16 protein-coding genes are annotated in these 23,541 nt (G+C 59.8%); 14 read left to right on the top strand and 2 right to left on the bottom strand.

The window, feature by feature from the left end; genetic code table 11:
• The 4 genes from SE92_RS16415 to SE92_RS16400 form a co-directional block, all read left to right on the top strand.
• On the top strand, positions 1–358 hold a 358-nt coding region (locus SE92_RS16415; RefSeq protein WP_502686764.1), incomplete at its 5' end, for a beta-barrel domain-containing protein.
• A 438-nt stretch (positions 359–796) separates the two neighbouring features.
• Positions 797–1,330 carry a toxin-activating lysine-acyltransferase gene (locus SE92_RS16410; protein WP_084251827.1) on the top strand — a complete coding sequence of 178 codons (534 nt, stop codon included), beginning with the start codon at positions 797–799 and terminating at the stop codon, positions 1,328–1,330.
• A gap of 107 nt (positions 1,331–1,437) precedes the next feature.
• Complete coding sequence (locus tag SE92_RS35875) at positions 1,438–1,869, top strand: hypothetical protein (RefSeq protein ID WP_157095500.1); 432 nt, start codon at positions 1,438–1,440, stop codon at positions 1,867–1,869.
• 167 nt (positions 1,870–2,036) lie between these two features.
• Positions 2,037–12,758 (top strand): SPM autocatalytic domain-containing protein, encoded by a 10,722-nt coding sequence (locus SE92_RS16400; protein WP_157095499.1) that lies wholly within the window; start codon positions 2,037–2,039, stop codon positions 12,756–12,758.
• Between the two features lie 301 nt (positions 12,759–13,059).
• On the opposite strand, the gene SE92_RS16395 is transcribed toward SE92_RS16400, so the two are convergent.
• The gene (locus tag SE92_RS16395; RefSeq protein WP_063196698.1) at positions 13,060–13,305 is read right to left on the bottom strand and encodes a helix-turn-helix domain-containing protein; all 246 of its coding nucleotides are present in this window, start codon (positions 13,303–13,305) and stop codon (positions 13,060–13,062) included.
• Positions 13,306–13,487: 182 nt separating this feature from the next.
• On the opposite strand from SE92_RS16395, the gene SE92_RS16390 reads away from it, so the two are divergent.
• The 10 genes from SE92_RS16390 (at position 13,488) to SE92_RS16350 (ending at position 20,981) form a co-directional block, all read left to right on the top strand.
• Positions 13,488–14,003 (top strand): hypothetical protein, encoded by a 516-nt coding sequence (locus tag SE92_RS16390; RefSeq protein ID WP_063196697.1) that lies wholly within the window; start codon positions 13,488–13,490, stop codon positions 14,001–14,003.
• Positions 14,004–14,437: 434 nt separating this feature from the next.
• A complete protein-coding gene (locus SE92_RS16385; protein WP_063196696.1) occupies positions 14,438–15,085 on the top strand; it encodes a TetR/AcrR family transcriptional regulator in 648 nt (215 codons plus the stop codon).
• A gap of 8 nt (positions 15,086–15,093) precedes the next feature.
• Positions 15,094–15,606, top strand: coding sequence for a hypothetical protein (locus SE92_RS16380; protein WP_063196695.1), 513 nt, complete (start codon positions 15,094–15,096; stop codon positions 15,604–15,606).
• Between the two features lie 68 nt (positions 15,607–15,674).
• On the top strand, positions 15,675–17,024 hold the full coding sequence (locus SE92_RS16375) for a site-specific DNA-methyltransferase (protein ID WP_349510041.1): 1,350 nt from the start codon (positions 15,675–15,677) through the stop codon (positions 17,022–17,024).
• Positions 17,021–17,194, top strand: coding sequence for a hypothetical protein (locus SE92_RS36670; RefSeq protein WP_198172656.1), 174 nt, complete (start codon positions 17,021–17,023; stop codon positions 17,192–17,194). The genes SE92_RS16375 and SE92_RS36670 overlap by 4 nt, the downstream gene beginning before the upstream one ends.
• Before the next feature lie 178 nt (positions 17,195–17,372).
• The gene (locus SE92_RS16370) at positions 17,373–17,798 is read left to right on the top strand and encodes a hypothetical protein (protein ID WP_157095498.1); all 426 of its coding nucleotides are present in this window, start codon (positions 17,373–17,375) and stop codon (positions 17,796–17,798) included.
• Positions 17,799–17,832: 34 nt separating this feature from the next.
• Positions 17,833–18,084, top strand: coding sequence for a type II toxin-antitoxin system VapB family antitoxin (locus SE92_RS35020; protein ID WP_084251826.1), 252 nt, complete (start codon positions 17,833–17,835; stop codon positions 18,082–18,084).
• A 416-nt stretch (positions 18,085–18,500) separates the two neighbouring features.
• Positions 18,501–18,920, top strand: a complete 420-nt coding sequence (locus SE92_RS16360; RefSeq protein ID WP_063196691.1) for a DUF5681 domain-containing protein — start codon at positions 18,501–18,503, stop codon at positions 18,918–18,920.
• 431 nt (positions 18,921–19,351) lie between these two features.
• The gene (locus SE92_RS16355) at positions 19,352–19,606 is read left to right on the top strand and encodes an AbrB/MazE/SpoVT family DNA-binding domain-containing protein (RefSeq protein WP_063196690.1); all 255 of its coding nucleotides are present in this window, start codon (positions 19,352–19,354) and stop codon (positions 19,604–19,606) included.
• 595 nt (positions 19,607–20,201) lie between these two features.
• A complete protein-coding gene (locus tag SE92_RS16350; protein WP_157095497.1) occupies positions 20,202–20,981 on the top strand; it encodes a hypothetical protein in 780 nt (259 codons plus the stop codon).
• Positions 20,982–22,011: 1,030 nt separating this feature from the next.
• Here SE92_RS16350 and SE92_RS16340 read toward each other — a convergent pair.
• Positions 22,012–23,112 (bottom strand): helix-turn-helix transcriptional regulator, encoded by a 1,101-nt coding sequence (locus tag SE92_RS16340; protein WP_063196687.1) that lies wholly within the window; start codon positions 23,110–23,112, stop codon positions 22,012–22,014.
• Between the last annotated feature and the right edge of the window lie 429 nt (positions 23,113–23,541).

The raw sequence follows: 23,541 nt of genomic DNA, 5'->3' as shown, positions 1-23,541 counted from the left end.
GGGCCAGGACGCCGAGATCAAGATCGATACGTTCAACTTCACCCGCTACGGCCTGTTGCACGGCAAGGTCATCAGCGTGTCGCGCGATGCGATCATCAAGGACAAGCCGCCCGGCGGGATGGGTACTACCAAGCAGGGCGGTGCGCTGTCGGAATCGAGCGAGCCCGTGGGCCAGGAATTGCTCTACGCCGCGCGCGTGTCACTCGACGGTACGAAGATGCAGGTCGAAGACAAGATGGTGAACCTTGCACCCGGCATGGCGGTGACGGTGGAGATCAAGACGGGACAGCGGCGGATCATCGAGTACGTGATGTCGCCGGTGTTGCGCTACAAGCAGGAGAGCCTGCGGGAGCGATAGGGGATGGTCGCGACATCGAGGTCCGTAGCGAGATAGTTTGACGGTTGAAACGCTTCGCTAGAACGGGACCGGTGCGGGACGCACCGACGGCATCATGCGACTTTCACTCCGCGGAGCAGATTCGCTTTGTCGGATAGTGCAACTCACGTTGCGACATGCACAGCATGGCTATGGAAGAATTTTCAACGTGGTTTGTTGCCATCGATTCATTTTTCGCTTGCGTCCGTATTGCGGCAGTCTAGGGTGCAACCTTAAGGGGTAGGCGATCGCAATGGCGGTCGTGGGGTGGATGGCATGTTACAGCGGGGCCTCTCGCTGATTGTCAGAGTTCAATCCCGGTATCGAGCGAAGCGGCGCGTCTCGCAAGTGAGCGGGGTACGCCGTGCATTGGGGAAGGTGTTGCTCTAGTATCTGCCGGGTACAGGCGGAGAGCGAGCAATGTCGAAAACGAGCAAGACTGGGCAGGGGGCAGGACCCATGGGCAAGACGGGAGCTGCGAAGCAGGCGGAGCAGCCGCTGCTTGGCGAGGCCGCGTTGACGGCGGCGATGGCGGATCTAGCCGCGGCAGCGAAGGCGTCCGGCACGACGCAAGGTGCCGTCGGCACGGCCGGCGCAGCTGCGGCTGAACCCGCGCCGAAGACCATCTCCCAGCTGCTGGGCGAGATCACCTGGCTGATGACGCAGAGCCCGCGCCACAAGCAGATCCCGATCGGCGATCTCGAATGGCTGGTGATGCCCGCTATCCTACTGCGACAATTTCGCATGTTCTACAAGGGCGAGCAGCCCGTCGGCGTCGCGGTGTGGGCCATGGCCGACGACATCGTCGCCAAGCGCATCGACGGCGGCGAGAAGCGCCTGACCGCGGTGGAATGGAAGAGCGGCCCCAACCTGCGCATCGTCGAACTGGTCGCACCGTTCGGCGCGGAAGGCGAGATGCGCGAGCAGGTCGCGGCGGCGAAGCCGATTTTGTGAAAACCCGGGCTGTGTGGATTGCAGGCCTCTGGTATTCGATGAAGCAATGTATAGAGGGCTCGCCATGGAAAGCTTGTTTCCTCAGGCGCTGGGTGGGCCTCTTTGCGATGCTGGTTACTCTCTTGCCCAATGGAGAACTATTTGCCGGTGTGCATGATTTTGCTTCACCGCAAAGACTTATTCGAATTTTGACGAACGCTGATGGAGATGGAATTGGCTGTCGAAGTGAAGGAACGTCAGAGTACAGTGCGGCCTCGTACTCTATGTTGATGGATTTCCTCGCCTACGATCGCAGCCCTGACTGGATACATGCCTCGGTAATGCGAGCCAAGGTTCAACGCTTTGTGGACAACACGCCTTACCAGTCGGTTAAGTCTGTGTTGAAAGCTTGCGCTCCTCAATTTCGTGAAAAATATCTCGATGCTCAGCCTCTAGGCTCACTAGATGCTCAGTTAACTAGATCGCGCGTCATCATCTATGACCAGCGAGACAAACAGCAGTTCACCCGCGTGATCGTCATGCTTACGGGTCTTCCCTAGATGGATGGTAGATAATTGTGGCAGATAGAATCGTTGTTGCCTTTACTCCGATCCCAGAAACGAGAGTGGCGGTAGGCCCTTGGGAGCTATTCCCTGCATCGTATCATGCGTCAATGCACTACATACATTCCGTTGATGGAGTGGAGCGGCACGATGTTCTCGAGGTAATGCCAGAAATTCGTGCTCCCGATAATGCTGCATTTGAGGTCATACGTTGGGCCAACACTCCGCCGACATCTCAGACGCCATGGGGCCGCCTTGAGGTACACAATCGTCAGGTTTTCGATTCAGAGTTTGATAACGCGCCTCAGCAGGTGTTGCTGGAAGGCACGGATCTGCAAGCGACCTGGAATAACCTCGTCTCGTGCGGACAAACAGTTTCCCTCTTGGGATATTGGTACAATCCGCTAGTTCAAAATTCAAACGCCTTTGTTGGGCAGTGTCTAACATTGGCCGGCCTACCTATTTTGAAGCTCGATGCCCCGGTTACCAACGGGACTGGCGAGCCGATGCTGATCCCGGCGTTGTTGAACGGATTGCATAGCCCGATTTATCCGGATCTAGCGGGCTTGAAGGTCGGCTCCTATACGGTTGGGAGCCCGCGGGTCGAAGGTATCGAATATCTTGACCGGCAAGGCGCAGCCAACCAAGCGGGCGGCAGCAACGGCGTTGGGCGCGGATGGAACGATCCGTTGAATCTCCAAGTGAGTACCATCACTAATCAGTTGACTGGCCAGCCCTTGAATCAAGGCACAATCGGCGCGCCGACGGTTCCCGGGATTGACTTTGTTGATCCCACCAACCCGCTGACCGCCAACGGCGTGATGGAGGGCTACAGCTCCATCAATGAAATGCTTCTCAATACCCAGAGCGGTCAAATCGCCTTCGGAACCACGACAACGAGCGCAAACTGGAGTGAGTTTTCGATCAACAACAACGCTGGCTCCCTCGACTTCAGCAGCCTGAATCAGACGACTTCATCGTCCTGGTACGCCCCATTCATCCAACCCTCCAACGACTACAGCTACAATCCCGGCTTCGGCGCGAACGACTTCGACTACCTCACCGCCAACCCTGTCGTCCTCGATCTCACCGGCGCCGGCATCAACATCACCGAGCTGGGCTCGTCCGCCCAATACATGGACATGACCGGCGACGGCTACAAGAACCGCACGGCATGGGCCGGAGCCGGCAATGGTGTCCTGGTGTTCGATGTCAACGCCAATGGCCTCGTTGATTCCGCGAACGAGTTCCAGTTCACCGCATGGGATCCGACGGCGGCGACGGACATGCAGGCGCTGCGCGACGTCTTCGACACCAACCATGACGGCAAGCTCGATTCGAGCGACACCAATTTCTCCGCCTTCAAGGTGCTGGTCACCAATGCCGACGGCACGACCACGCTGAAGACGCTGGCCGAGCTCGGCATCGCATCGATCAACCTCACGACCGACAATTACCAGAACGTGCTGGCCGACGGCTCGACGATTTCGGGCCGGACCACCTATACCCGCACCGATGGCTCGACCGGCACCGCGGCTGACGTGTCGCTGGCCTATGATGCCAACGGCTACGCGATGCAGCGTGTCGTCACCGTCAATGCCGACGGCTCGACCACCATCGACGTCAAGGCGCTCAATGCCAATGGCAGCCTCGCCAATGAAACCGTCAGTACAACCAGTGCGGACGGGCTTTCGCGTGTCGTGAAGTTCGACCACAACGGGAACGGAATCTTCGATCAAACCCAGACGATTGTGAATGCGGTCGACGGCAGCGGCAACCGCAGCAACACGATCTCAAATTTCGACGTCACCGGCGCACTGCGCGACCGCACCGCCACCACCACCAGCGCCAATGGCCTGACGGTGACGATCGCGCGCGATACCGACGGCAATGGCCTGGATGACCAGACCGAGCAGCGCGTCACCAACGCCAATGGCGGCCGGACCATCACGCTGACCGATCGCAATCCAGATGGATCGGCACGTAGCACCACGGTTTCGACCACCAGCCAGGACGGGCTGACCAAGTCGGTCCAGACGGACCTCGACGGTGTCGGCGGCATTGACCGGACGCGTAGCGATATCACCATCGTCGCCGGAGACGGCAGCCGGGCTGAGACCATCGTCGACAAGAACGGGACCCAGACGGTAGCTACGTCGGTGCTGGCAACCAGCGCGGACGGCCGCGCCAAGACCACCACCAGTGACCTCGACGGCGACGGCGATCTCGATCGCATCACGCAGTCCTCGATCGTGGTGGCCGCCGACGGAAGCTCGGTGACGACGCAGACCGATCGTAACGGCACCGGCACCGTGTTGATCGACAGGATGGTTACGGAATTGTCGGCCGACGGCCTGTCCAGGACCCAGCGGCGCGATGTCGATGGCAATGGCGTCGATGATCTCGTGACGCGCGACGTCACCGTTCGGAATGCCGACGGCAGCGTGACGCAGACCATCACCAGCCGCAGTGGCAACGAGACCGTGCTGCTCGGCCGGACGGTGGAACAGCGCAGCGCCGGTGGCCGCACGCGCACCGTGCAGGCCGACAGCAATGGCGACGGCGTCAACGATCGCGTTGAAACCATCGTTGTGGCGGCTGACGGATCGAGCACCGACACCGTCAGCAATTTCAATGCCGACGGCTCGCTGCGCAGCCGCAGCGTCAGCACGGTCAGCGCCGACGGCCTTTCGACCACGGTGCAACAGGACCTGACCGGCTCCGGCACCGGCTTCGACCACACCCGCATCGACGCCATCGTCGTTAATGCCGACGGCAGCCGCACCGAAACCATCATCGACAACAGCGCCAACGGCACCGTGCTCGGGACAGTGGAGACCGTCACCACCGCCGACGGATTGTCGACCACCACGCACAGCGTGACCACTGGTGGCGACAATGTTACCCGCGCCGACGTCACCGTTCTCAATGCCAATGGCGGCCGGACGGAAACGATCACCGACAGGAATGCCGACGGTTCGAAGCGCGCCGAGACGATCGTTGCGACCAGCGCCGACCGCCTGACGGTATCTACCTCCGTCGATGCCAATGGCGATGGTCATGTCGACCGCATCAGCGGCCAGTCCGTCAATGCCGCTGGCGTTTCGGTCACCGACGTCGCTGACTACAGCGCCAGCGGCGCTATGTTGAATCACTCCGTCACCACCACCAGCGCCAATGGCCTGTCGGTCACGTCGCAGCTCGATGTCAATGGCGATGGCTCCATCGACCGCACGCATAGTGACGTCATCGCCCTCAATGCCGACGGCAGCCGCACCGAGACCGTCACGGACCGCAGCCGTAACGGCGCGCTGCTGAGCAGTGTGGTCAGCATCGTCAGCGCCAATGGTATGTCCGTCGCCACGCAGAGCGACCTCAACGGCGATGGCCTGATTGATCGCTCGCATAGCGACATCACTGTGCTTGACTCCGATGGAGGTCGCACCGAGACCATCGACGATTTGGCTCGCAACGGCGCGCTGCTCAACCGCACCGTCAGTATGGTCAGCGCCACCGGCCTTTCCGTCACAACGAAGCGCGACATCGATGGTGATGGTCTGTTCGACCTGATCCGGACCGACGTTACCCAGCTCAACACCGACGGCGGCCGCACCGAGACCGTGAGCGATCTGGCGCGCAACAGCGCGCTGCTGGGCCGCATCGTCACGACCACTAGCGCCAGCGGTACCAGCGTTTCGACCGCCCGCGATATCAACGGCGATGGCACGACCGACCAGACCGAAACGGTCGCGGTCGATGCCGCCGGCAGCACGGTCGATATCGTCTCCGACCTTAACGCCAATGGTACGCTGAGGGATCGCCTCGTCACCACCAGGAGTGCTAGCGGTCTCATTATCACGACGCAGTTCGATACCAACGGCGACGGCACGATCGACCAGACGCATCGCGACGAGACCGCGGTCAATGCCAATGGCAGCCGGACCCGGACGGTCACCGACCGCAACGGCAGCGCCGCCCTGATCGACCGGACCATCGTCAATACCAGCGCCAACGGTCTGTCGCAGACCACCCAGTGGGACAATACAGGGGCCGGCGTATTCGACCTCACCGAAACGCGCACCGTCACTCTCAACGCCGACGGCAGCCGCGTCGAAATGGTCAGCGAGGTCAACGCCGACAACTCGCTGCGATCGCGCCTGACCACGACGACCAGTGCCGACGGCAAGGCCGTCACGGTGGAACGCGTCCAAGGCGGCACCACCAGCACGCTGGTGACGCAGACCAATGCCAACGGCAGCGTCACCGCCACCGCAACGGACTACAACGCCGACAATTCGCTGCGCGATAAGGTCACCACCACCACCAGCGCCGACGGCTTGACGATCACGACCACACGCGACAGCAATGGCGACGGCCTAGCTGAGGCGACGCGGAGCGATGTCACCTTGCTTAGCACCGACGGCGGCCGTGTCGAGACCGTCACGAACAGCCTGTCCGGGACCGTCGTTGATCGCGTCGTCAGCACGACCAGCGCAACGGGCCTGTCGACCACAGTGGAGTACGACAACAACGGCGACGGAATCTTCGACAAGTTGCGGACGGATGTCGCCGTCCTTAACGCTGACGGCAGCCGCACCGAAACGGTGAGCTACACCAGCGGGAGCGGCGCTCTAATCTCGCGCTTCGCCACGACCACCAGCGCCGATGGCCTGTCGATCACCAAGCAATGGGATACGGCCGGCTCCGGCAGCTACGACCAGACCGCGACCGATACCACGGCGATCAACGCCGATGGCAGCCGTACCGAGACGGTGCGCTCGCTCAACGCCAGCGGCGGCCTGATTTCCGAAGCCATCATCACTACCAGCGCCGATGGATTGACCGAGACAAAGCAGATTTCGGTCCCCGGCAGCCGGTTGCTCAACCAGTCCCAGACCATCGTCAGGCAGCGCAATGCCGACGGCAGTACCAAGGAGACCTTGACCGACTTCGATTCCAGTAACGCGATAAGGGATCGCGCCGTAACCGTCACGAGCGCTGACGGAATGACAGTGACGACGACGCGCGACAACAATGGCGACGGCGTCACCGACCAGGTCGACGTGATCAAGCGGAACGTTGACGGCTCGAGTGTCGAGATCGTCACGGACTATTCCGGCGCCAACATCACCGGCAAGACCATCATCACCACCGCGACCGACGGCCTTACCAAGGTCACACAGCAATATCTGTCCGGCGGGACTACGCTCAAGCTCACCCGCACCGACGTCATCGTCGTCAATCTCGACGGTAGCCGCACGCAAACTGTGACCGATCGGAATCCCAGCGGTAGTTTGCGCCAGCTTGGCGTCATGACGACGAGCGCCGACGGACGCACCCGGACGTTGGTCAAGGACACCGACGGCGACGGATTCAACGATCACACCGAGACCACCAGCTTTGCCGCCGACGGCAGCTCGACCACCATCGCCAGGGACTTCAAGGCTCCCAACATCAAGACCAGCGAGACAATCACGCAGGTCAGCGCCGACGGCCGCAGCAAGACGGCGAGCGTGGATTCCGATGCCAATGGCAGCACCGATCGCACGGAGACCACCCGGACCAATGTCGACGGCACCACGGCGACTACCGTGACAGACCTCAACGGCGACGGCACGGTGAAGGATCACCGGACCATTACGACCAGCGCCGACGGGCGTATCACGGTGACGCTCACCGACACCAAGAATGCCGGTACCTACGACCTGATCGAGACCGACACGACCAATATCGACGGCACCCGCGTGGTGCTCGCCATGGACGCGACCGGCAATTCCGGCCGGCAGGCTTACGATGCTGGTGGCAATCTCGTCAGCGAAGTCTTCACGGCGCCGAACGGCAGCAGCTTGACCCGTACCTATGTCGACGGCGTCGAGTCGCAGGTAGTGTTGCGCAATACGCAGGGCCAGCTCGTGACGGCCAACGGCGACAATATGAAATCGAGCTTCGGTTCGTCGGGCCGTCCGATCGAGGGTGGCTTGAGCGCTTCGACCATGGCAGGCATGTTCTCTTCGCTGTTGTCCAGCGCCGTGAGGGCGGCCTTTCCTCAAGACGGCTCACCGCCCGGCTCCGTCGCTGTCGACCTGGCCCTGACCTTCGGCTCTGCCATAGGTCGTGCGATTGCCGGCAACAACCAGTTTGCGCAACTCGCAGCCGGAACCGTGCTAGGAGCCATCGGCAAGACGTTGGGTCAGGTTCTCAATAGTAACTTGTCTGGAGATGCCGCGACAGCGCTACAGCTCACTTCGGTCTTCAATACGTTTGGCATCAATGTCGCCTCGGCGGGAGCGGGAGCGGTTGCATCGTTCTTGGTGGCGGAATTGGGCACGGCGCTCGGCTTGGACGGCTACGGGGCGCAATTGTTCAACGCCAGCGTCGGCGCATTTGCCGGGAACATCGCCAGTCAGGCAGTCCAGTATGGTTTTGGAATAATCGAGACGATCAATTGGAGCGGTGCATTCAGTTCCGCGGGGGCAGGCCTCGGAGGTGCGCTCGGATCTCTCCTGGCGACCCAGATCGTGCATGCGCAAACCGAGGCGGGTGCGATCGGAGGGCAGATCGCCGGCGCGGTCGGTGCGGCGATCGGTACGGTCCTCGCCCAAGGACTCGGCCTGGCGCTGAACTTCTTGCTTCCCGGCATCGGCTCGCTTTTGGGGACGATCCTGGGAACGTTCCTCGGTGACCTGTTTGGCAGTAAACCGCACCCGTACGCTACAGATTTGATTGCTCCTACCAGCGGAGGTTACGTCAGTAGCGTTTATATCACGCAAGACCAGGGGAATATCGATGTCTCGAACGCGATGGCATCGGCTGTTACCAGCCAAGTCAACGCCTACCTCACGGCAGTCAACGGAGCATCCATTGCTCAGAATGCGGGTCAGTTGATCATTGGGTACAGCGCCACCGATAACGTCGCTACGTACAATTGGTCGTTTCAGACCCACACGCCGACCTTCGGCGAATTCGGTTTGCCGGTCGTGCTCGACGAGTGGGTCTATCAAAATGGTGCCAATGCTCAAAGCATCGTGGACGCAGCTACGGTCCACATGCTACGCGAAACCGAAGTCGTTGGCGGCAATATGCTCTTGAAGCGCGCACACCAACGATCGGCCTATTCCGATGTGATGAGGCTGGCCGGCGATCTGCAGGTGGCGCTAGATTACGAGCGCTATCTCAATAATCGTGAGATCATCAATGCCTTGATGGAAGCGAACCCGAATTCGGCGTTCACGGCTGGCTGGGCGGCGACCTTCGCACGGGTTCAGGAGCTCGGCCTCAACCGATATGGCTCCAGCGATTTCATCGGCGGCCTGGCCGGCTATCTCGACTCGGTCAGGAAGGCAGGTCTGGTTTTTGATCCCGCCAACGTGTCGATCGCGCATCACGCCGACGGCAGCATCACGTTGGAGATCAGGGTTGCCGGCAACGCCGCCGTGCCCGGCGAGTTATCTGCGTTCGCGAGCAAGACTAATGTGATCGATGACGCGACTGGCCGAACCGTCCAGTTCGTGTTTGCCGACGGCCTGGTTGCCGGGGGCGTGAATGCCGACTATCTGCGGGTCGCAGGCAATGACACCTATATGTTCAATCGCGGCGATGGCGTCGCCACGTATTCCGACCATTATGAGTATCAACAGCAGGTCGTTGTTGCGACGTCGGATGAACTCGGCAATATCAGCCATCACTATGAGTATCCGTATCTTCATGGCAACGGCGGTTCAGACACCCTGCTGTTCGGCGCCGGGATCCGCGCCTCCGATGTTACGGTCCGGCTTTCGGGAAGCGATTTAATCGTCGGGCTTAGGGACGCGACGAATGCCAATGTGACGTTCGCGCAGATTGCTGACAAGGTTACGCTGAAGAACTGGACGGACACGCTCGACCGCATCGAGACCTTCCGCTTTGCCGACGGCACTGTTTGGAGCGCTTCCGCCATGATTTTCGGCGGTGTCGGCAACGACACGTTCACCGGTACAGCGGGTGCAGATCTCTTTGTCGGCGGCCTCGGCAACGACACCTACACCGTCAACAATGCCAGTGATGTCGTGATGGAGAACGCGGGTGAAGGCATCGACACGATGCAGACCTCGCTTGCCTCCTATTCGTTGATGGCCAATGTGGAAAATCTGATCGGCACGGCTGTGACCGGACAGTCACTTACGGGCAACGCGCTCGACAACGTCATCAAGGGTGGAAGCGGCAACGACGTTTTGGAGGGCGGCGCCGGCAATGATACCCTGGTGGGGGGCGTTGGAACTGACACGGCTGTGTTTAGCGGTGCGCGTGCCAATTACGTCGTCACCTACAACTCCGGCACGCAAACTTACACTGTAGCCGACCAGCGTGGAGGTGCACCGGACGGCACAGATGCCCTCACCGAGGTCGAATATTTTCGATTTGCGGACGGTACCATGGCCGCTTTCTCGCTGTCGTTCGCGACCGTGATAGAGATGTTTGGAACTACCAGCCTAGTTTCAACAGGTGGCAATTACTATCTCATGTCAGTCGCAAGCGGCACCGGACCCGCCCTAAAGAGGGACGGCGCGGCTGTGGTGGCTGGCAGCTCCGGTGCTTGGTCTCCGGTCGCTGTGGAACAGCTGTCGGGCGGCGGTTATGACGTTGCCTGGAGAAACTCCTCGACAGGTTATGTGTCGATCTGGAGCACGGACAGCAACGGCAACTTCACATCGAATCTTACGGCCGATTTGCCTGGGACCGACATCGCCATTGAGATGCTGGAGTTTACATTCCATCAGGATCTCAATGGTGACGGTAGCGTCGGCGTATCCTTCATCGAATCTTTCGGGTCGACTAATACAGTGTTGTCCGGCGGGAATTATTACCTAGTCAGCAACAGCGCCGGCGCGGGGCCTGTTCTTAAGTATCAAGGCTCTCCTGTCATTGCCGCCGATTGGGGATCGTGGACAGTCATTGCCGCAGAGCAGGTGTCTGGTGGCGGCTACAATGTCGTCTGGAAGAGTTCCGCGAACGCGCATTACTCGGTCTGGAGCACAGACAGTAACGGCAACTTCCTGAACACTCTGGCCGCGGCTCCTGAAGTGCTTGGCAACGATGCATCGCTGGAAGCGCTGGAGTCGGTGCTCCACCAAGACCTCAATGGCGACAAGACGGTCGGTGTTCCCACCACCATCGAGTCGCTGGGATCGACCAGCCTAGTTCTCTCGGCAAACAACTATTATCTGATTAGTCTGAACACGGGAACTGGACCGACCCTGAAGTACCAGGGGTCTCCCGTGCTTGCTGCGGATTGGGGAGCTTGGACCGTCATTGCTGCCGAGCAAGTCGCAGGCGGCGGATACGATGTCGTCTGGAAGCATTCAAGCGGACAATTCTCGGTCTGGAGCACGGATAGTAATGGTGCATACCTGACAACTCTCGCGGCCGCCCCGCAAGTTGCGGGAACGGATCCGTCACTTCAGGCGCTAGAACCAACATTCCATCAAGATCTCAATGGCGATGGCATCATCGGGGTCCCCCCAATTGAATCCTACGGATCGACCAGCCTGGTCCTCTCCGGCGGCAATTATTACCTGAACAGCATCAGCAGTGGTAACGGACCGGTTTTGAAGTACCAAGGTTCTCCGGTCATCGCGGCCAACTACGGAGCGTACAAGGTAATTGCCGCCGAGCAATTGTCAGATGGCGGCTATAACGTTGCCTGGAAGAATAGCTCGACGGGTCTTTTTTCAATTTGGAACACGGATAGCAATGGCAACTTCGTGAAGACTGTTGCCGCGGCACCGGAATTGGGCGGGACAGAAATGTCCCTGAAGGCGCTAGAGCCAATGTTTCATCAAGACCTCAACGGTGATGGTGCGATCGGCCTGCCTTCAGTTGAGCTGAACGGCTCGACCATTACGGTTCTGGATAGCGGCTACTACTTCATGCTGAGCGCCAGCACCGGCACGGGCCAAAGCCTGAAATATCAGGGCTCGCCGGTGATCGCCGCCAACTATGGAGCCTACAAGGTCATTGCCGCCGAGCAGGTGTCGGGTGGCGGCTACGATGTCGTATGGAGGAATTCTTCTACGGGGTATTATTCGGTCTGGAGCACGGACAGCGCTGGTAATTTCGTCACCACCCTCGCTGCCGCTCCTGAAGTGCTGGGGAGCGATCCGTCTTTGAAGGCGCTCGAGCCGGTCCTTCATCAAGATCTCAACGGCGATGGCGTGATCGGAGCGTCTCCCGTCGTTCTTGACCTTGACGGTAACGGCATCGATCTCGTGCCGTTGTCCAGCTCTTCTGCGGCGTTTGACATGGATGGACAGGGACGAGAGCGTACAGCGTGGATATCCGGAGCGGACGGTCTGTTAGCTATCGACCTCGGCGCAAACGGCAGTGCCGCTCCCGACGGGATCATCGATCAGACCAACGAGATCGTGTTTACGGCGTGGGCGCCCGGCACCACATCCGATATGGATGCGCTCGCGCAAGTTTTCGACACCAATCACGATGGTGAACTTTCTGCCGCCGATGCGCGTTGGGACGACTTCCGAATTTGGCAAGATCTTGACGCGGACGGTTTTTCTCGGTTCGACGAGGTTCATAGGCTTTCAGATTTTGGAATCTCGTCCATCGATCTCCACCCGGTCGGTGGCCCATCGGTCCTGTCCGATGGATCAGTCATTCAGGGCTTGTCAAGTTATACGCGAACGGACGGCACGACGGGCATCGCAGGCGATGTTGCCTTTGCAATTGATCCAAGTTCGCGTTTGTCCAATGCGTTTAGCCAATTGGTGCAAGCAATGGCAAGTTATTCGGGTGACCGTGGGTTCGTAACATCACCGGAACCTCTGTCATCTCAGTACGATCATGCGGCTCAAGGAGCGCTGGCGGCGACATGGCGGCCGGCTGCGGCAGGCTGATGGTCGTCAAGACCCTTGTGTTCGAGGTTTCGCGCTTTTTCTGAGGTCTAATCTCGGGAAGCTTGGTTGCACGATTATCTTCGAGGGACCGGTCGGGCTCCAGCCTAGTATGCTGGTGCTGGATGCGCCCAACTGCCAAGAGGCCAAGGCGCTTGGCTTTCTCAAGCCAACGGTTACGTGCCAAGCGGAAGTGCGACCTCATCAAGCCTACCGCTGACAGGCCTTCGCGCCGCTTCGCGTTCCCGGTCGCCGACCGAGATCATAAGTCAGGCCAGGAGGCTCGCCGGATCGCCTTTGAGGGCTATTTCGTCTTCTCTCGCACGAAGCGCCGGAACAGCTTCAGCGGATCGGCCGCTAGTGCCTCCGCGATGGCGATGAACTCAACGACATCCAACCGGCGTTCGCCGCCCTCGTATTTGGCCACAAAGGATTGCGGCTTGCGCAGCTTCTTGGCGAGGGCGTGTTGGCGGATGCCAGCCTTTTGTCGCGTTGCGACAAGAAGGGCGATGAGGCGGGTATATTCGGCGGATTTGAGGGATTTTTCCATGGGCCGCCGGGCAGTTTCGATTCGGCGGCAGTCAATCTGATCCCGGAACGGGATTATCCCAAAAGAGGATCATATTAACTCTCATCTGCGAAGCTGGCTGGCGAGGCGCTCGGTTGTGCTGGACTTGCGCGGCCAGCGGAGCGCAATGGCGGGGTATGACTGCCCCCAAAAGGAGACTTACCATGCTGGTTGAACTGCATCAGGATCCGCTTATTTCGCACTCACACGCGTCGCATATTCGGGAGCAGGCGCTGCTCCATCTCTGGCTCGGTGAGCTGATGTCCGCGCGCTGGCGGCAGGGCCGCCACGATATCGAGGTTCTCAAGAGCGAGGTTGATCGCGGCGGGTACGACCTCGTACTGGAGGCCAACGGGGTCATCCGGCACGTCCAGTTGAAGTCGACCTTTACCGGCTCAAGCGTCCGCCACGTCACCGTGAGCACCAGGTTGTTGGACAAGCCCAGCGGCTGTGTCGTATGGCTCGAGGTCGACCAGAGTACGCTGGCCCTCGGGCGCTATTTCTGGTTCGGCGGCGAGCCGGGGGCGCGGTTGCCTGATCTGGGCTCAAAGGTCACGCGGCATACCCGCGGGGACAGCAGCGGTCAGAAGCTCGAACGTCCCATGCACCGTGACCTCGGCAAGGCCTGCTTCGAACAGGTCGATAATGCAGAGGACTTGCTCGTCAGATTGTTCGGGTAGCTCCCTCCAAGAGAGCAAGCGGCCTGCCAGCCGACGTGTGGTTGGCAAGGCCGCGTGCTCTCGATGCACGCCTGGGCCTCGCGTTTAGCCCCGTGGTCCGGCCGCCCCTCGCGCGAGGGCGGAAAGTTCAAAAAAGCCATAGCCTCGCCAAGCCTCAGGGAAGGCCGTGGAGAGGATTTGTCTACTCCCTGCACCCTGAGAGGTCCGGAATCCTTTAAATCACGCTCTAAGTGAGGCCTTTTGGGGCTGCCCACGTTGGAGAGCGTTGGAAATACCAAATGAAAACAACGTCTTACTGTGTGGCTCAGTGGCCTCAAGGGCCTTCTTTCGGGCTCGCCGGCCAAACGCGAGCCGGTCGCGCCGACTGCCTGACATAGGAGAATTGGCACAAGTCATGCTATAGTTATCTGATACATCATTGCGGAGCCAATTCGATGCACCAGCTTCCCAAAAAGGTACAGCCGCCTTCCCAGTTCGAAAAGCCCGCCAAGGAGCGCATGATTGAGGTCGCCGACACATTATTCCGTATTCTCGGCATCAGGGTCGCAGACGGCTTGATCGCCAAAGAGGCGCATTCAAGCGTGGAGATCTTTTACAAGTATTTTGGCAATGGTGAGCCGCTGATCGGCCGCTTCGTCAAGTCTTTGATTGCGGAAAGCGAAAGTTATTGGCGCGGTCTTGCCGCGGAAGACGAAAACGATCCCGTGGCACAGCTGCGCAAGTGGCTTGCCTACGAAGGACATCAGATTGGTTACATGATGGAACCGCGGGTTTTGCTGTCGCGCACGGCGGCGGAATTGTTCGAGATTCGCAAACACCAGCATCCGTTTTTGAGGGAGATCGAAGAACATTGGCAGGCGGAGCGGCGGCGGGTGGTCGGGCTTTGCAAGGCCGCAAAGCTGCGCGATCCGGTAGAGCTCGCAGATAAACTGCTTCTGCTGGTGCACGGCGCGCGCAACGAGCGAGGGGCTTACGGGTCCTTGAAACCGAGCCGCTTGCTGCAGCAGGCTGGAAACGAGATGATGCTGGCCCATGGAGCCGCCGATAGGCCCGCGATCGACCCCATTACCGGCCAGGATTGAGACTGAGCATGACCAAGACCAACGACGCCGCAGCGGTCGTCTTTACCTCTGAGACGCGGAAAGAGATTCTGCAGCAAGGCGGGTCACGCGGCTGGGTCCTCAGCAAGAAAAGTGTGGAGCAATGTGACTATCTTGTCTGCTGCCGAAGGCAGGATTGGAATAACAAGGCAGAGGGCATTCCGGCCCGAGCTGCATTTTTGGTCGGCCGGATTTCAACGCTGACAGAGATTGACGATTCCGTAAATTCCAGGGGGCAGGCGCGCTTCCGGATTGGAATCTCGGAGTTTGCGGACGTCTTGGTCGCAGATATCTGGCGCAAAGAGCTGCGCAATCCGGTTGCCTATGCCAGCCTGACGGAGCTCGGCATCGTGCATCGAAAGCTGAAGTTTCAACCGATCCCTGACGCCCCGATCGCGAGCCCGGGGGAGGGGGCAGGTCTGACCATTGCGGATGCGAAGAAAGGCTTGGCGGCCACGTTCGGCGTGCGGCCTGAAGATGTCGAGATCACGATCAAGGGATGATCGCGATTAACCAGAGCTCGCTCCCGAGCTGATGTATACGCAAAGTATACTTGAAGTAAGCGGGAGCGATGCGGTATCGTTGTGACCTGTCCCCGAGGAGAGGTCTCATGAGTGATTTCCGCGTTGACCATCTGCCCCTTGCCGAGCTGAAGCCGAACCCTGCCAACGCCAGGCGGCATTCCCGCAAGCAGCTGCATCAGATCGCTGCCTCGATCCGCGAGTTCGGCTTCAACAGCATCGTGGTGGCGGACGAGGAGGGCATGATCCTCGTTGGCCATGGCCGGGTCGAGGGCGCTCGGATGGCCGGGTTGGAGCGGGTGCCGGTGCTGCGGGTCGGCCATTTGACGGCCGAGCAGAAGATCGCGTTTTCGCTGGCTGACAATAAGATTGCGTTGAACTCGGACTGGGACATGGACCAGCTGCGCGTGCTGTGGCGCGAGCTGATGGGAGTCGAGGTCAATTTCGACGTGGAGGTGACCGGTTTTGAGACCGCCGAGATCGACCTGTTAGTGGACGGCGAAACGAGCCGCGGAACGCCTGACCGAAGCGATCTTGTCCCCGCGGTTGGGGCGGAGCCGGTCTCGCGGCTCGGTGATCTCTGGGTTCTGGGGGAGCATCGCTTGCTGTGCGGCGATGCCTGCGATGCCGCCGCCTTTGCGGATCTGATGGACGGCGAACAGGCGCGCCTGGTGTTCACCGACCCACCTTACAATGTACCGATCGACGGCCATGTCAGTGGGCTCGGCGCCGTCAAGCATCGTGAATTCAAGATGGCCTCCGGCGAGATGAGCTCGAGCGAATTCATGGGCTTCTTGGGCGTGGTATTCGGCAATATGGCGCAGGTGAGTGTGGACGGCGCGATCCATTTTGTGTGCATGGATTGGCGGCACATGGACGAGGTGCTGAAGGCGGCCAGCGGCATCTATTCCGAGCTGAAGAATTTGTGCGTCTGGAACAAGAGCAATGGCGGCATGGGCTCGTTCTATCGCTCCAAGCATGAGCTGGTATTCGTCTACAAGGTGGGGCAGGGGCCGCATGTGAACACGATCGAGCTCGGCAAGCACGGTCGCTACCGCACCAACGTCTGGGACTACGCCGGCGCTAACAGCTTTCGTTCGGGACGGGACGCCGAGCTTGAAATGCACCCGACGGTGAAGCCGACCGCGCTCGTGATCGACGCCATCAAGGATTGCTCGCGTCGCGGCGACATCGTGCTCGACCCCTTCTCCGGATCAGGCACGACCATCATGGCCGCACAGAAGTCCCGCCGGCGGGCGCGCGCCATTGAGCTGGATCCGCTCTATGTCGACGTCGCGATCCGCCGCTGGCAGGCTTATTCCGGGCAGGCTGCGACCATGGCTTTGACGGGGGAAACCTTCGCGGAGGTCGAGCAGCGCCGCGCCGACCCGTTGCAATGAGGCCGCTGGGGCGAGGGGCAGGTCACGAGCGGAAATACCTCAACGATGCGCTCATCTATCTTCAGGCGCGGCGCATCGGTGCCAGCCTGTTGACAGGGAATGTCGGCGACTTCGACTTCCTGAATCAACTCCTTCTCGGCGTTCCGATCATTCCGTATCGGCAGGCGTAAAGAAGTATTCCCTTTCGCCAAAGATGCTCGCGGTAGTGCAAGCCCTCCGAGCAAAAAGAAATCAGAAGCATGTCCAGCCCTCACTTGCCGACGCCCGAAGCGATGCTACATTGTCCCCATGGCTCTATGGCAGTTCGTTGTCGACCTTATTCCCGCGTCAGCCGCTACCGGGAATGGCATGGTTGCCGTGCGTATGAACCGCAATCAGCTTGATGCGATCGAACTGAACTTTTCTCAGGCGACCATTGACGCGATTGTCGAAAGCGTCGGAAAGATGTTACCTGAGAAGCAATCTTGGGCACCAAGCTTGCGCATTTGGGGGAATGAGAAAAGCCACGATATTCAGATCGGCTTCCAGGGAACAGCAATCGAGGATGTCCAGTTCCGTATAAACGTCGCCGATTTTTCGTTGACATTGGTAGGTGAGATATGCGCCCTCGCGCGCACCTTCGACTGTGTTCTCGCGACGAGGAGCGGCACTATTATCCGCCCGTATGGCGAGGCTCTCGTTCGCGCGATCACGCAATCCGACGCGGCCCGCTTTGTGAGTGATCCAGAGCGCTATCTGCAGAAAGCCATCCAAAATGACCCAGCGCCTCAATGAGGTGTACGGTCGTCCCCGCGGCTGACGGTCGTTTATGAGTTCACGCCCTCGGAGCCTGGAGCCGCGCGAACTGGCGGCCGAGCTGGCGCGGCTGACCGAGGACTCGCTCACCGTACCGGTTATTGCTATTCGCGAGCGCCTTGACCGGGTTCGTCGCGAGCAGGAAGGCAGCCTTGCGGACCGTCTGTTGACGATCGGCCAAGATTGCGCAAAGCGCTTGAAGGAACCGCGCGGCTCTGTCGATTGCGACGATCTGCTCTACAACGAGCGCGGACTTCCTCGATGACGATCGATGCCTCTGCCCATAGTCGATCTTGCAAGACGAAATTGAGGTAATGCTCCGTGCTGGTGATAAGGTCATACGTTGTTCGAACTTGTCGAGACGGCTTTCGTGATCGATATCGGTCTCGATCCGATAGTAGAGAATTCGTAGGCTGAATCTCGTAGCGGGCACGCTACGCCGATTCGGCCGCTTTGCTTGCTCAATACCGTAAATTGTAGTACAAAGCTCTCGCCTCGCGCGAGAGCCAGGTTGGGTCCTTTTGGGACTTTGCGTGATGCACAAACCCGGCATGTAGAGCGTAGATGACGGCGTGACGCCTGATGGGTCCGAATTCCTGCTTGCAGGGATCTGGTCACCGGAGGCCACGCCATTCTCATTTTGGGTGACCTCCTCGAAGCCACTTTTGAGGAGTTTGAAACATGGATCGTAATCCCAAGGGACAGTTCCCGAAGGGCACCTCCGGCAATCCGAAGGGACGCCCGCGTAAGCAGCCGCACCCCATCTGCGACGATCAGGTTCGCCGCGACTTCTTCGAGGCCGAGGAGGCGTTGGTGCCTATCGTGATCGGAAATAAGCGCGAAATGATCCCAGCGCGTGTGGCAATTGACAAGCAGCTGATCTTTAAGGCGGTATCGGGCGATCCGCGCGCCATGGCACAGTATTATAAGCGCAAGGATCGATTTGTTTTCGAGTACGTCAATCAGCAGCTCGAGAATTTGCGCATCATTGTCGAAGGCGATGATCGTTTGCGTCAGTTCCCAGAAGATGTCACAGACGAATTTAAGAAGGCACTGAGCCTGCTGAAGCAGAGTATAGATAGGCATTACTATCCCCTTTAGCCGTTCCTGACGCAAACCATAGCGCTTAAGGCTGACGGGAAGAGGAGTGCATCACCGCACTCCTCTTTCCTGTTTCGGGTTTGAGCAGATGGTGTCACCAGCCAAACGCTGGTTGGGTTGTCCAGCCCCTCGACGGGAGCACCACGCGCACACTTCTCTATCCTTAAAGGAAAAGCGCTACCGGCGGTGCGGCGATCTCGGCGGCCGATCTTACGTCCCGCTTTCGAGGCGGGGGAATGCGAAGACACACTCAGACCGTTGCGGGCGTGTACTGGAGTTATCGATTGTCGGACCAGTTGCAGTGCATTCATAGAAAGATGTGGCAGCACTCTCCGTGTTAGGTGCAAGGCCTATCGATCGGCCCCCTGACGGCTGTCCTTGACGACCGCCCAACCGGATGTATCTAGTTTGTGTCATTATGTGAGGCGAAGATGAAGGTGGCCTTTCAGAAGTGGGGCGATAGTCTGGCCTTGCGGGTGCCCAAGGCATTTGCCGAAGAGATCGGCGCGCGTGACGGCGAACCTGCAGAGATGACCGTGCGTGACGGCAAGCTGGTTATCGAGATCGCGGCGCGGCGTCGTCGCGGGCGTCGCTATGATCTTAAAAGGCTGGTCGCCGGCATTACGGCAGACAATCGCCATGGCGAAATCGATTGGGGAGCGCCGGTTGGCCGCGAAGTCTGGTAGCTACCGTCCGGATTCGAGGCCGTATTGACGGAGGGCGAAGACCTAAGCGGTGCCGTGCTCGCCGACCCGCCGCGCAGCATTTTCATGGGAAAGGCGGCCGATCCGGCATGGAGGGCGGGCGCCAGATATCGTGGTCACCGACGTGCGTGAACGTTTGGCCGCATTGCTCGGGATCGAGTGAAAGCTTTGAGTGAGTTCCGAGATGCACTTGCTCTGTGGGCAAGCTGTCCATCGGGTGGACGAAAGCTCTGAATGGCGGCTCGTTTCTCGCGGCTATCATTGGACTCTTGAAAGCTGCGAGACGCGCTCAGTCCGTTAGGCGAGCCGGTCAATCATCAGAACTTATCCAGCAAACAGGACTGACGACCGCTTCTGGCCCATCAGCGAAGTAGCAGCGCACCTCGTTGAGGTCCGCTCAGTGAGGCATGGCGGACCAGATTTGCTCAGGTTGAGTTCTTCGCATTTTGACCCATTGCGGACGTCTAGATGGCTTAATCCTAAATTGAGCACATTATCCCCCGTCAGTTGACGAAAATTGTGATTGCAACCAACTTCCAGCTTATAGACCTATGACACATGAAGTCTGAGTGGATCGATGGCCCCGCGAGCGAAGGCAGCAATTTCGGGCCTCTTGGGGATTTGGGTTACCCTGTTCGTCGTGTCGGTGATTTTGGTGTTCGGCTGGTTTGTCCTTGATGGCAGCACGACCCGGTCCCGCGTCGTTCGTTCACGGCTCACAATTGTAGTCGAAACTCCTGAAGGTGAGCGATCAGGTTCTTCCGTTACACAAAGCACCATTAGTTTCCCTGGTGGTCTCACCAAGGCGCAGGGATGGGGAGTGACCGAACAACTCGTGGGCGAGGCAGTTGCAGTTGATCTCGGCGATCGCGGGGTGTTGTTTTCCACCTTTGAAAGACCGTCTGTCCTCTCTCGCAGAGGAGGTGACGCCTATAATGCGGCGTTGGCGCCGTTTCCGCAGGAAAGATTTCGGGGCAATTATGCCTCCAACGCTACCGAAAATGAAAAATACGCGGCTTACCTCGACGAGCTAAACCGTCTCAAGCCGAAGTCGGCGTTGTTGCCTGAAGCCATGCCCGCGTTGGTCCGGTTCGGTGATCGGAACGAGCCGACCAGTATCGCGCTAATCGATCCACACGATCTCGCTGCGAGCTTTGGTAGAGGTGTGATCCTCAAGGGCGCGACTGTCGAAATCACGGACGATTCAGTGACCCAACGAATCGAAGCGCTTTTGCCTTGGCTCAAGTCCAGCAAGCTTGCGGAGTATCTTTTTCCGAATCCGACCCATCAGCCGCCGCCAGATGTTCGAGAAGTCAGACATCTCACTTATGACGATTTCAGGAGACTGCCCCGATGACCGATATCCGCCGGGTGCGTGATGGAGCGTTTTTGGACGTCCGCATGTGGCCCGAAGCCGACTGGCTTGGGGCGAACTAACCGTGTCCGGTCTTGAAGACTGAACGGACAGGGCTCCATCCCCGGGCGGCCTAATCGCGCTTATAGGGTGCAGGGCCAAGTCGGCGCTCTCGAACACCTTCGTCGCATCGAATCCGATGCACCCGTTTCTTTCCGCATCTCCTATCCCGCCCCCCGCTGCACGATGGACCCCTGCTGCAGCCCTGTTCGCCCCCTGTAACGACCCTGATCATCTCCTGTTCTTGCTCCTGTTTCTGGCGTCCCCGCGCGCTGCGGAAGGCTCGTAAGCCGCTTATGTGTCGACGTTTTTCCCGCAAGGTGCTCGTCGGCGACGCCATCGCGCGTATTTATCAGGCCGATCAGGTTTATTAGGGAGCGCAACTCATGCTTCTTGTCCGGACCATTTCGCCAACTCGGCGATTTTCCTCGGCGCGAAGCTCGGGGTCGTAGATGGCGGCTGGGGCACGCAGCGTACCTGCCCGCGCTGATTTTCTTGGCCCCGGCCTAGCCCATTTGGGGGAGGCGCAGCCGGTCCGCTTTGGCATATCGCTTCCAGCGACCGCCCATTGCGTCCAGCGTTCTTGCGTTCGTATGGGACGAGGGTGCCGGCAGATCGTCAAGTAGCGAAATGACGTCAAACACGTTGGGAGACAGTCTAGTGGGCCTGGACGGCTTCTCGTTCTTCGAGCTTGAGATGCGTAAGCGTTCGCGGAGCTGGGAGTGGAGCATCGGCTCCCGCGGCCGAAAGGCTATCATGCGAGGACGCGCGAGGAAGCGCGTGGTGGCGAGATATCAGGCGACCAGCGCGTTGTTTCTCTTGCTGATGAATGTATCCGTGGCGGCTCGGGGCCGAAAATAGAAAGCGGACCGCAAACACGAGGCCGCGCCTTCAGCTGAAACACCTGAAGGCTTGAGGCCTTTCGTTCCTGCTCAGACGAAACATGCGGTCGCCGACGGGCATAAGCCAAATGTCACCCCAACTGCGAAACCAGCGTGACCAGTTCCGACTGCCGATGCGCTCCCGTCTTCGAGAAGATCGACTTCAGATGGTTGCGTGCCGTTTCGCGCGAGATGCGCAAATGTTCGGCGGCGCTGGCGAGCGATGCGCCGGTTGCGAGCAGCGCGGCCAGTCGGGATTCCGCCGGTGTGAGATCGAAGGCCTGGCCGATCAGCGCGGGGTCCGGCGCTGCACGCGGGACGAGGTTGGACAGGATCACCATGGCGCGCGCGCCGAGGAAGACCGAGCGCGCCGCGCCGTCCACCGGCAATGTGCGCAAGACCACCGGTGGCTTGGTCGTCCGACGGATAAGGATCGGAGAGGCGGGAATGGCGGCGGCGTCCGGCGTCGAGCGGATCATGCTGATCAGCTGATCGAACCTCGTCATCGCCTGCTTGTCGCGGAGAACGAGACGCCGATCCCTGATCCGGATCTCGTCGTCGAACCCGCGGTCCGCCACCGCGTTCGTGCGCAGGACCATTCCGTCCCGATCGAGGACCAGTGCGGGTTGTCGAACCCGATCCAGGACGTCGGTCATCGAGGTCAGCGCGGCCCGTCCAACCACAGTCGCGAGCGTGGCAGTCTCGGTCAGGCGGGGCGCCAATTGCACCAGCAATTGCTTGTCGCGCGCCTCGAATGCGCCTTCGCGGCCTGTTCGTTGCAGCGTCAGCGCCCAGGCCGCGCTGTCGGCCCAGAAGCCGATGCCGGCAAACCAGCGGTATCCAAATGGAAACAGCACCTCGTTGTACATGGGATCGGCGCGAATCTGCTCGGGGCTCATCACGTCGAGGTCGGTCACGACCTCGCCCGCCATCATGCGCGGAAAAGCCTTGGCCCGCGGGTCCTTCAAATGCCAGTTGTTCCTGAAATAGAAGTCGGTCGCCTCGGCGATCGATGCCGTGCGGGGAACGTCCGGGGTCCTGACGTCGCTCTGAAGCAGCAGGGCCGCCGACGCTCCGACCGCCCTGCAGATGTCATCCATGATGGCACGCCATGCTTCCGGATTCACGGCGGCCTCGCCAAGTCGATTGAGGACCTTCGACAGCTCCTCATCGTCGATTCTATTGGTCCTCAAGCGCGGTCCCCCTCCGCTGAGCCCCGGGCATTCGCTGCAAGCTGGCCGGCATCTGTGCTGCAAGCCATGCAGAAACACCCCTGACATTGGGGCCTTCCAACGCGTTTCCCTGACCGGTGATGCTTCGTGAGGAGGCGGCTCGACGCAAGCCCTCTTGCCTGTTTTTCCTGGTACGGGGCGTTCGACGAAAGTCTAGCAGGATCGTCCCGGTAGAGGTGGCGCGACCAGGACCCGGATGACCCATTCGGGTCATGCGTCAGGACGCACGCGCGCTATTCCATGGAGGAGGAATAGGCTTCATTCCGGGATTGAGATGACGTTGCCCTGCGCGAGCCCAGTTGGTTTTGGTGCTAGCTCTCCGCTGCCGATATCCGGCAGCGAGACCCGGATGCGTCAGAGTGTCGCAGTCTGCGCAACGGGCCGGGGCGC

The sequence above is a fragment of the Bradyrhizobium sp. AT1 genome (assembly GCF_001590795.1).
Classification (GTDB): domain Bacteria; phylum Pseudomonadota; class Alphaproteobacteria; order Rhizobiales; family Xanthobacteraceae; genus Bradyrhizobium.
Note: the sequence above shows the minus strand (reverse complement) of the source record. Positions and strands in the feature narration are given on the sequence as shown.

Bases quoted from the DNA above. Each gene is read 5' to 3' on its own strand.
- SE92_RS16410 (WP_084251827.1), top strand. From the start codon at position 797: ATGTCGAAAACGAGCAAGACTGGGCAGGGGGCAGGACCCATGGGCAAG.
- SE92_RS35875 (WP_157095500.1), top strand. From the start codon at position 1,438: ATGCTGGTTACTCTCTTGCCCAATGGAGAACTATTTGCCGGTGTGCAT.
- SE92_RS16400 (WP_157095499.1), top strand. From the start codon at position 2,037: ATGCCAGAAATTCGTGCTCCCGATAATGCTGCATTTGAGGTCATACGT.
- SE92_RS16395 (WP_063196698.1), bottom strand. From the start codon at position 13,305: ATGGAAAAATCCCTCAAATCCGCCGAATATACCCGCCTCATCGCCCTT.
- SE92_RS16390 (WP_063196697.1), top strand. From the start codon at position 13,488: ATGCTGGTTGAACTGCATCAGGATCCGCTTATTTCGCACTCACACGCG.
- SE92_RS16385 (WP_063196696.1), top strand. From the start codon at position 14,438: ATGCACCAGCTTCCCAAAAAGGTACAGCCGCCTTCCCAGTTCGAAAAG.
- SE92_RS16380 (WP_063196695.1), top strand. From the start codon at position 15,094: ATGACCAAGACCAACGACGCCGCAGCGGTCGTCTTTACCTCTGAGACG.
- SE92_RS16375 (WP_349510041.1), top strand. From the start codon at position 15,675: ATGCGGTATCGTTGTGACCTGTCCCCGAGGAGAGGTCTCATGAGTGAT.
- SE92_RS36670 (WP_198172656.1), top strand. From the start codon at position 17,021: ATGAGGCCGCTGGGGCGAGGGGCAGGTCACGAGCGGAAATACCTCAAC.
- SE92_RS16370 (WP_157095498.1), top strand. From the start codon at position 17,373: ATGGTTGCCGTGCGTATGAACCGCAATCAGCTTGATGCGATCGAACTG.
- SE92_RS35020 (WP_084251826.1), top strand. From the start codon at position 17,833: ATGAGTTCACGCCCTCGGAGCCTGGAGCCGCGCGAACTGGCGGCCGAG.
- SE92_RS16360 (WP_063196691.1), top strand. From the start codon at position 18,501: ATGGATCGTAATCCCAAGGGACAGTTCCCGAAGGGCACCTCCGGCAAT.
- SE92_RS16355 (WP_063196690.1), top strand. From the start codon at position 19,352: ATGAAGGTGGCCTTTCAGAAGTGGGGCGATAGTCTGGCCTTGCGGGTG.
- SE92_RS16350 (WP_157095497.1), top strand. From the start codon at position 20,202: ATGGCCCCGCGAGCGAAGGCAGCAATTTCGGGCCTCTTGGGGATTTGG.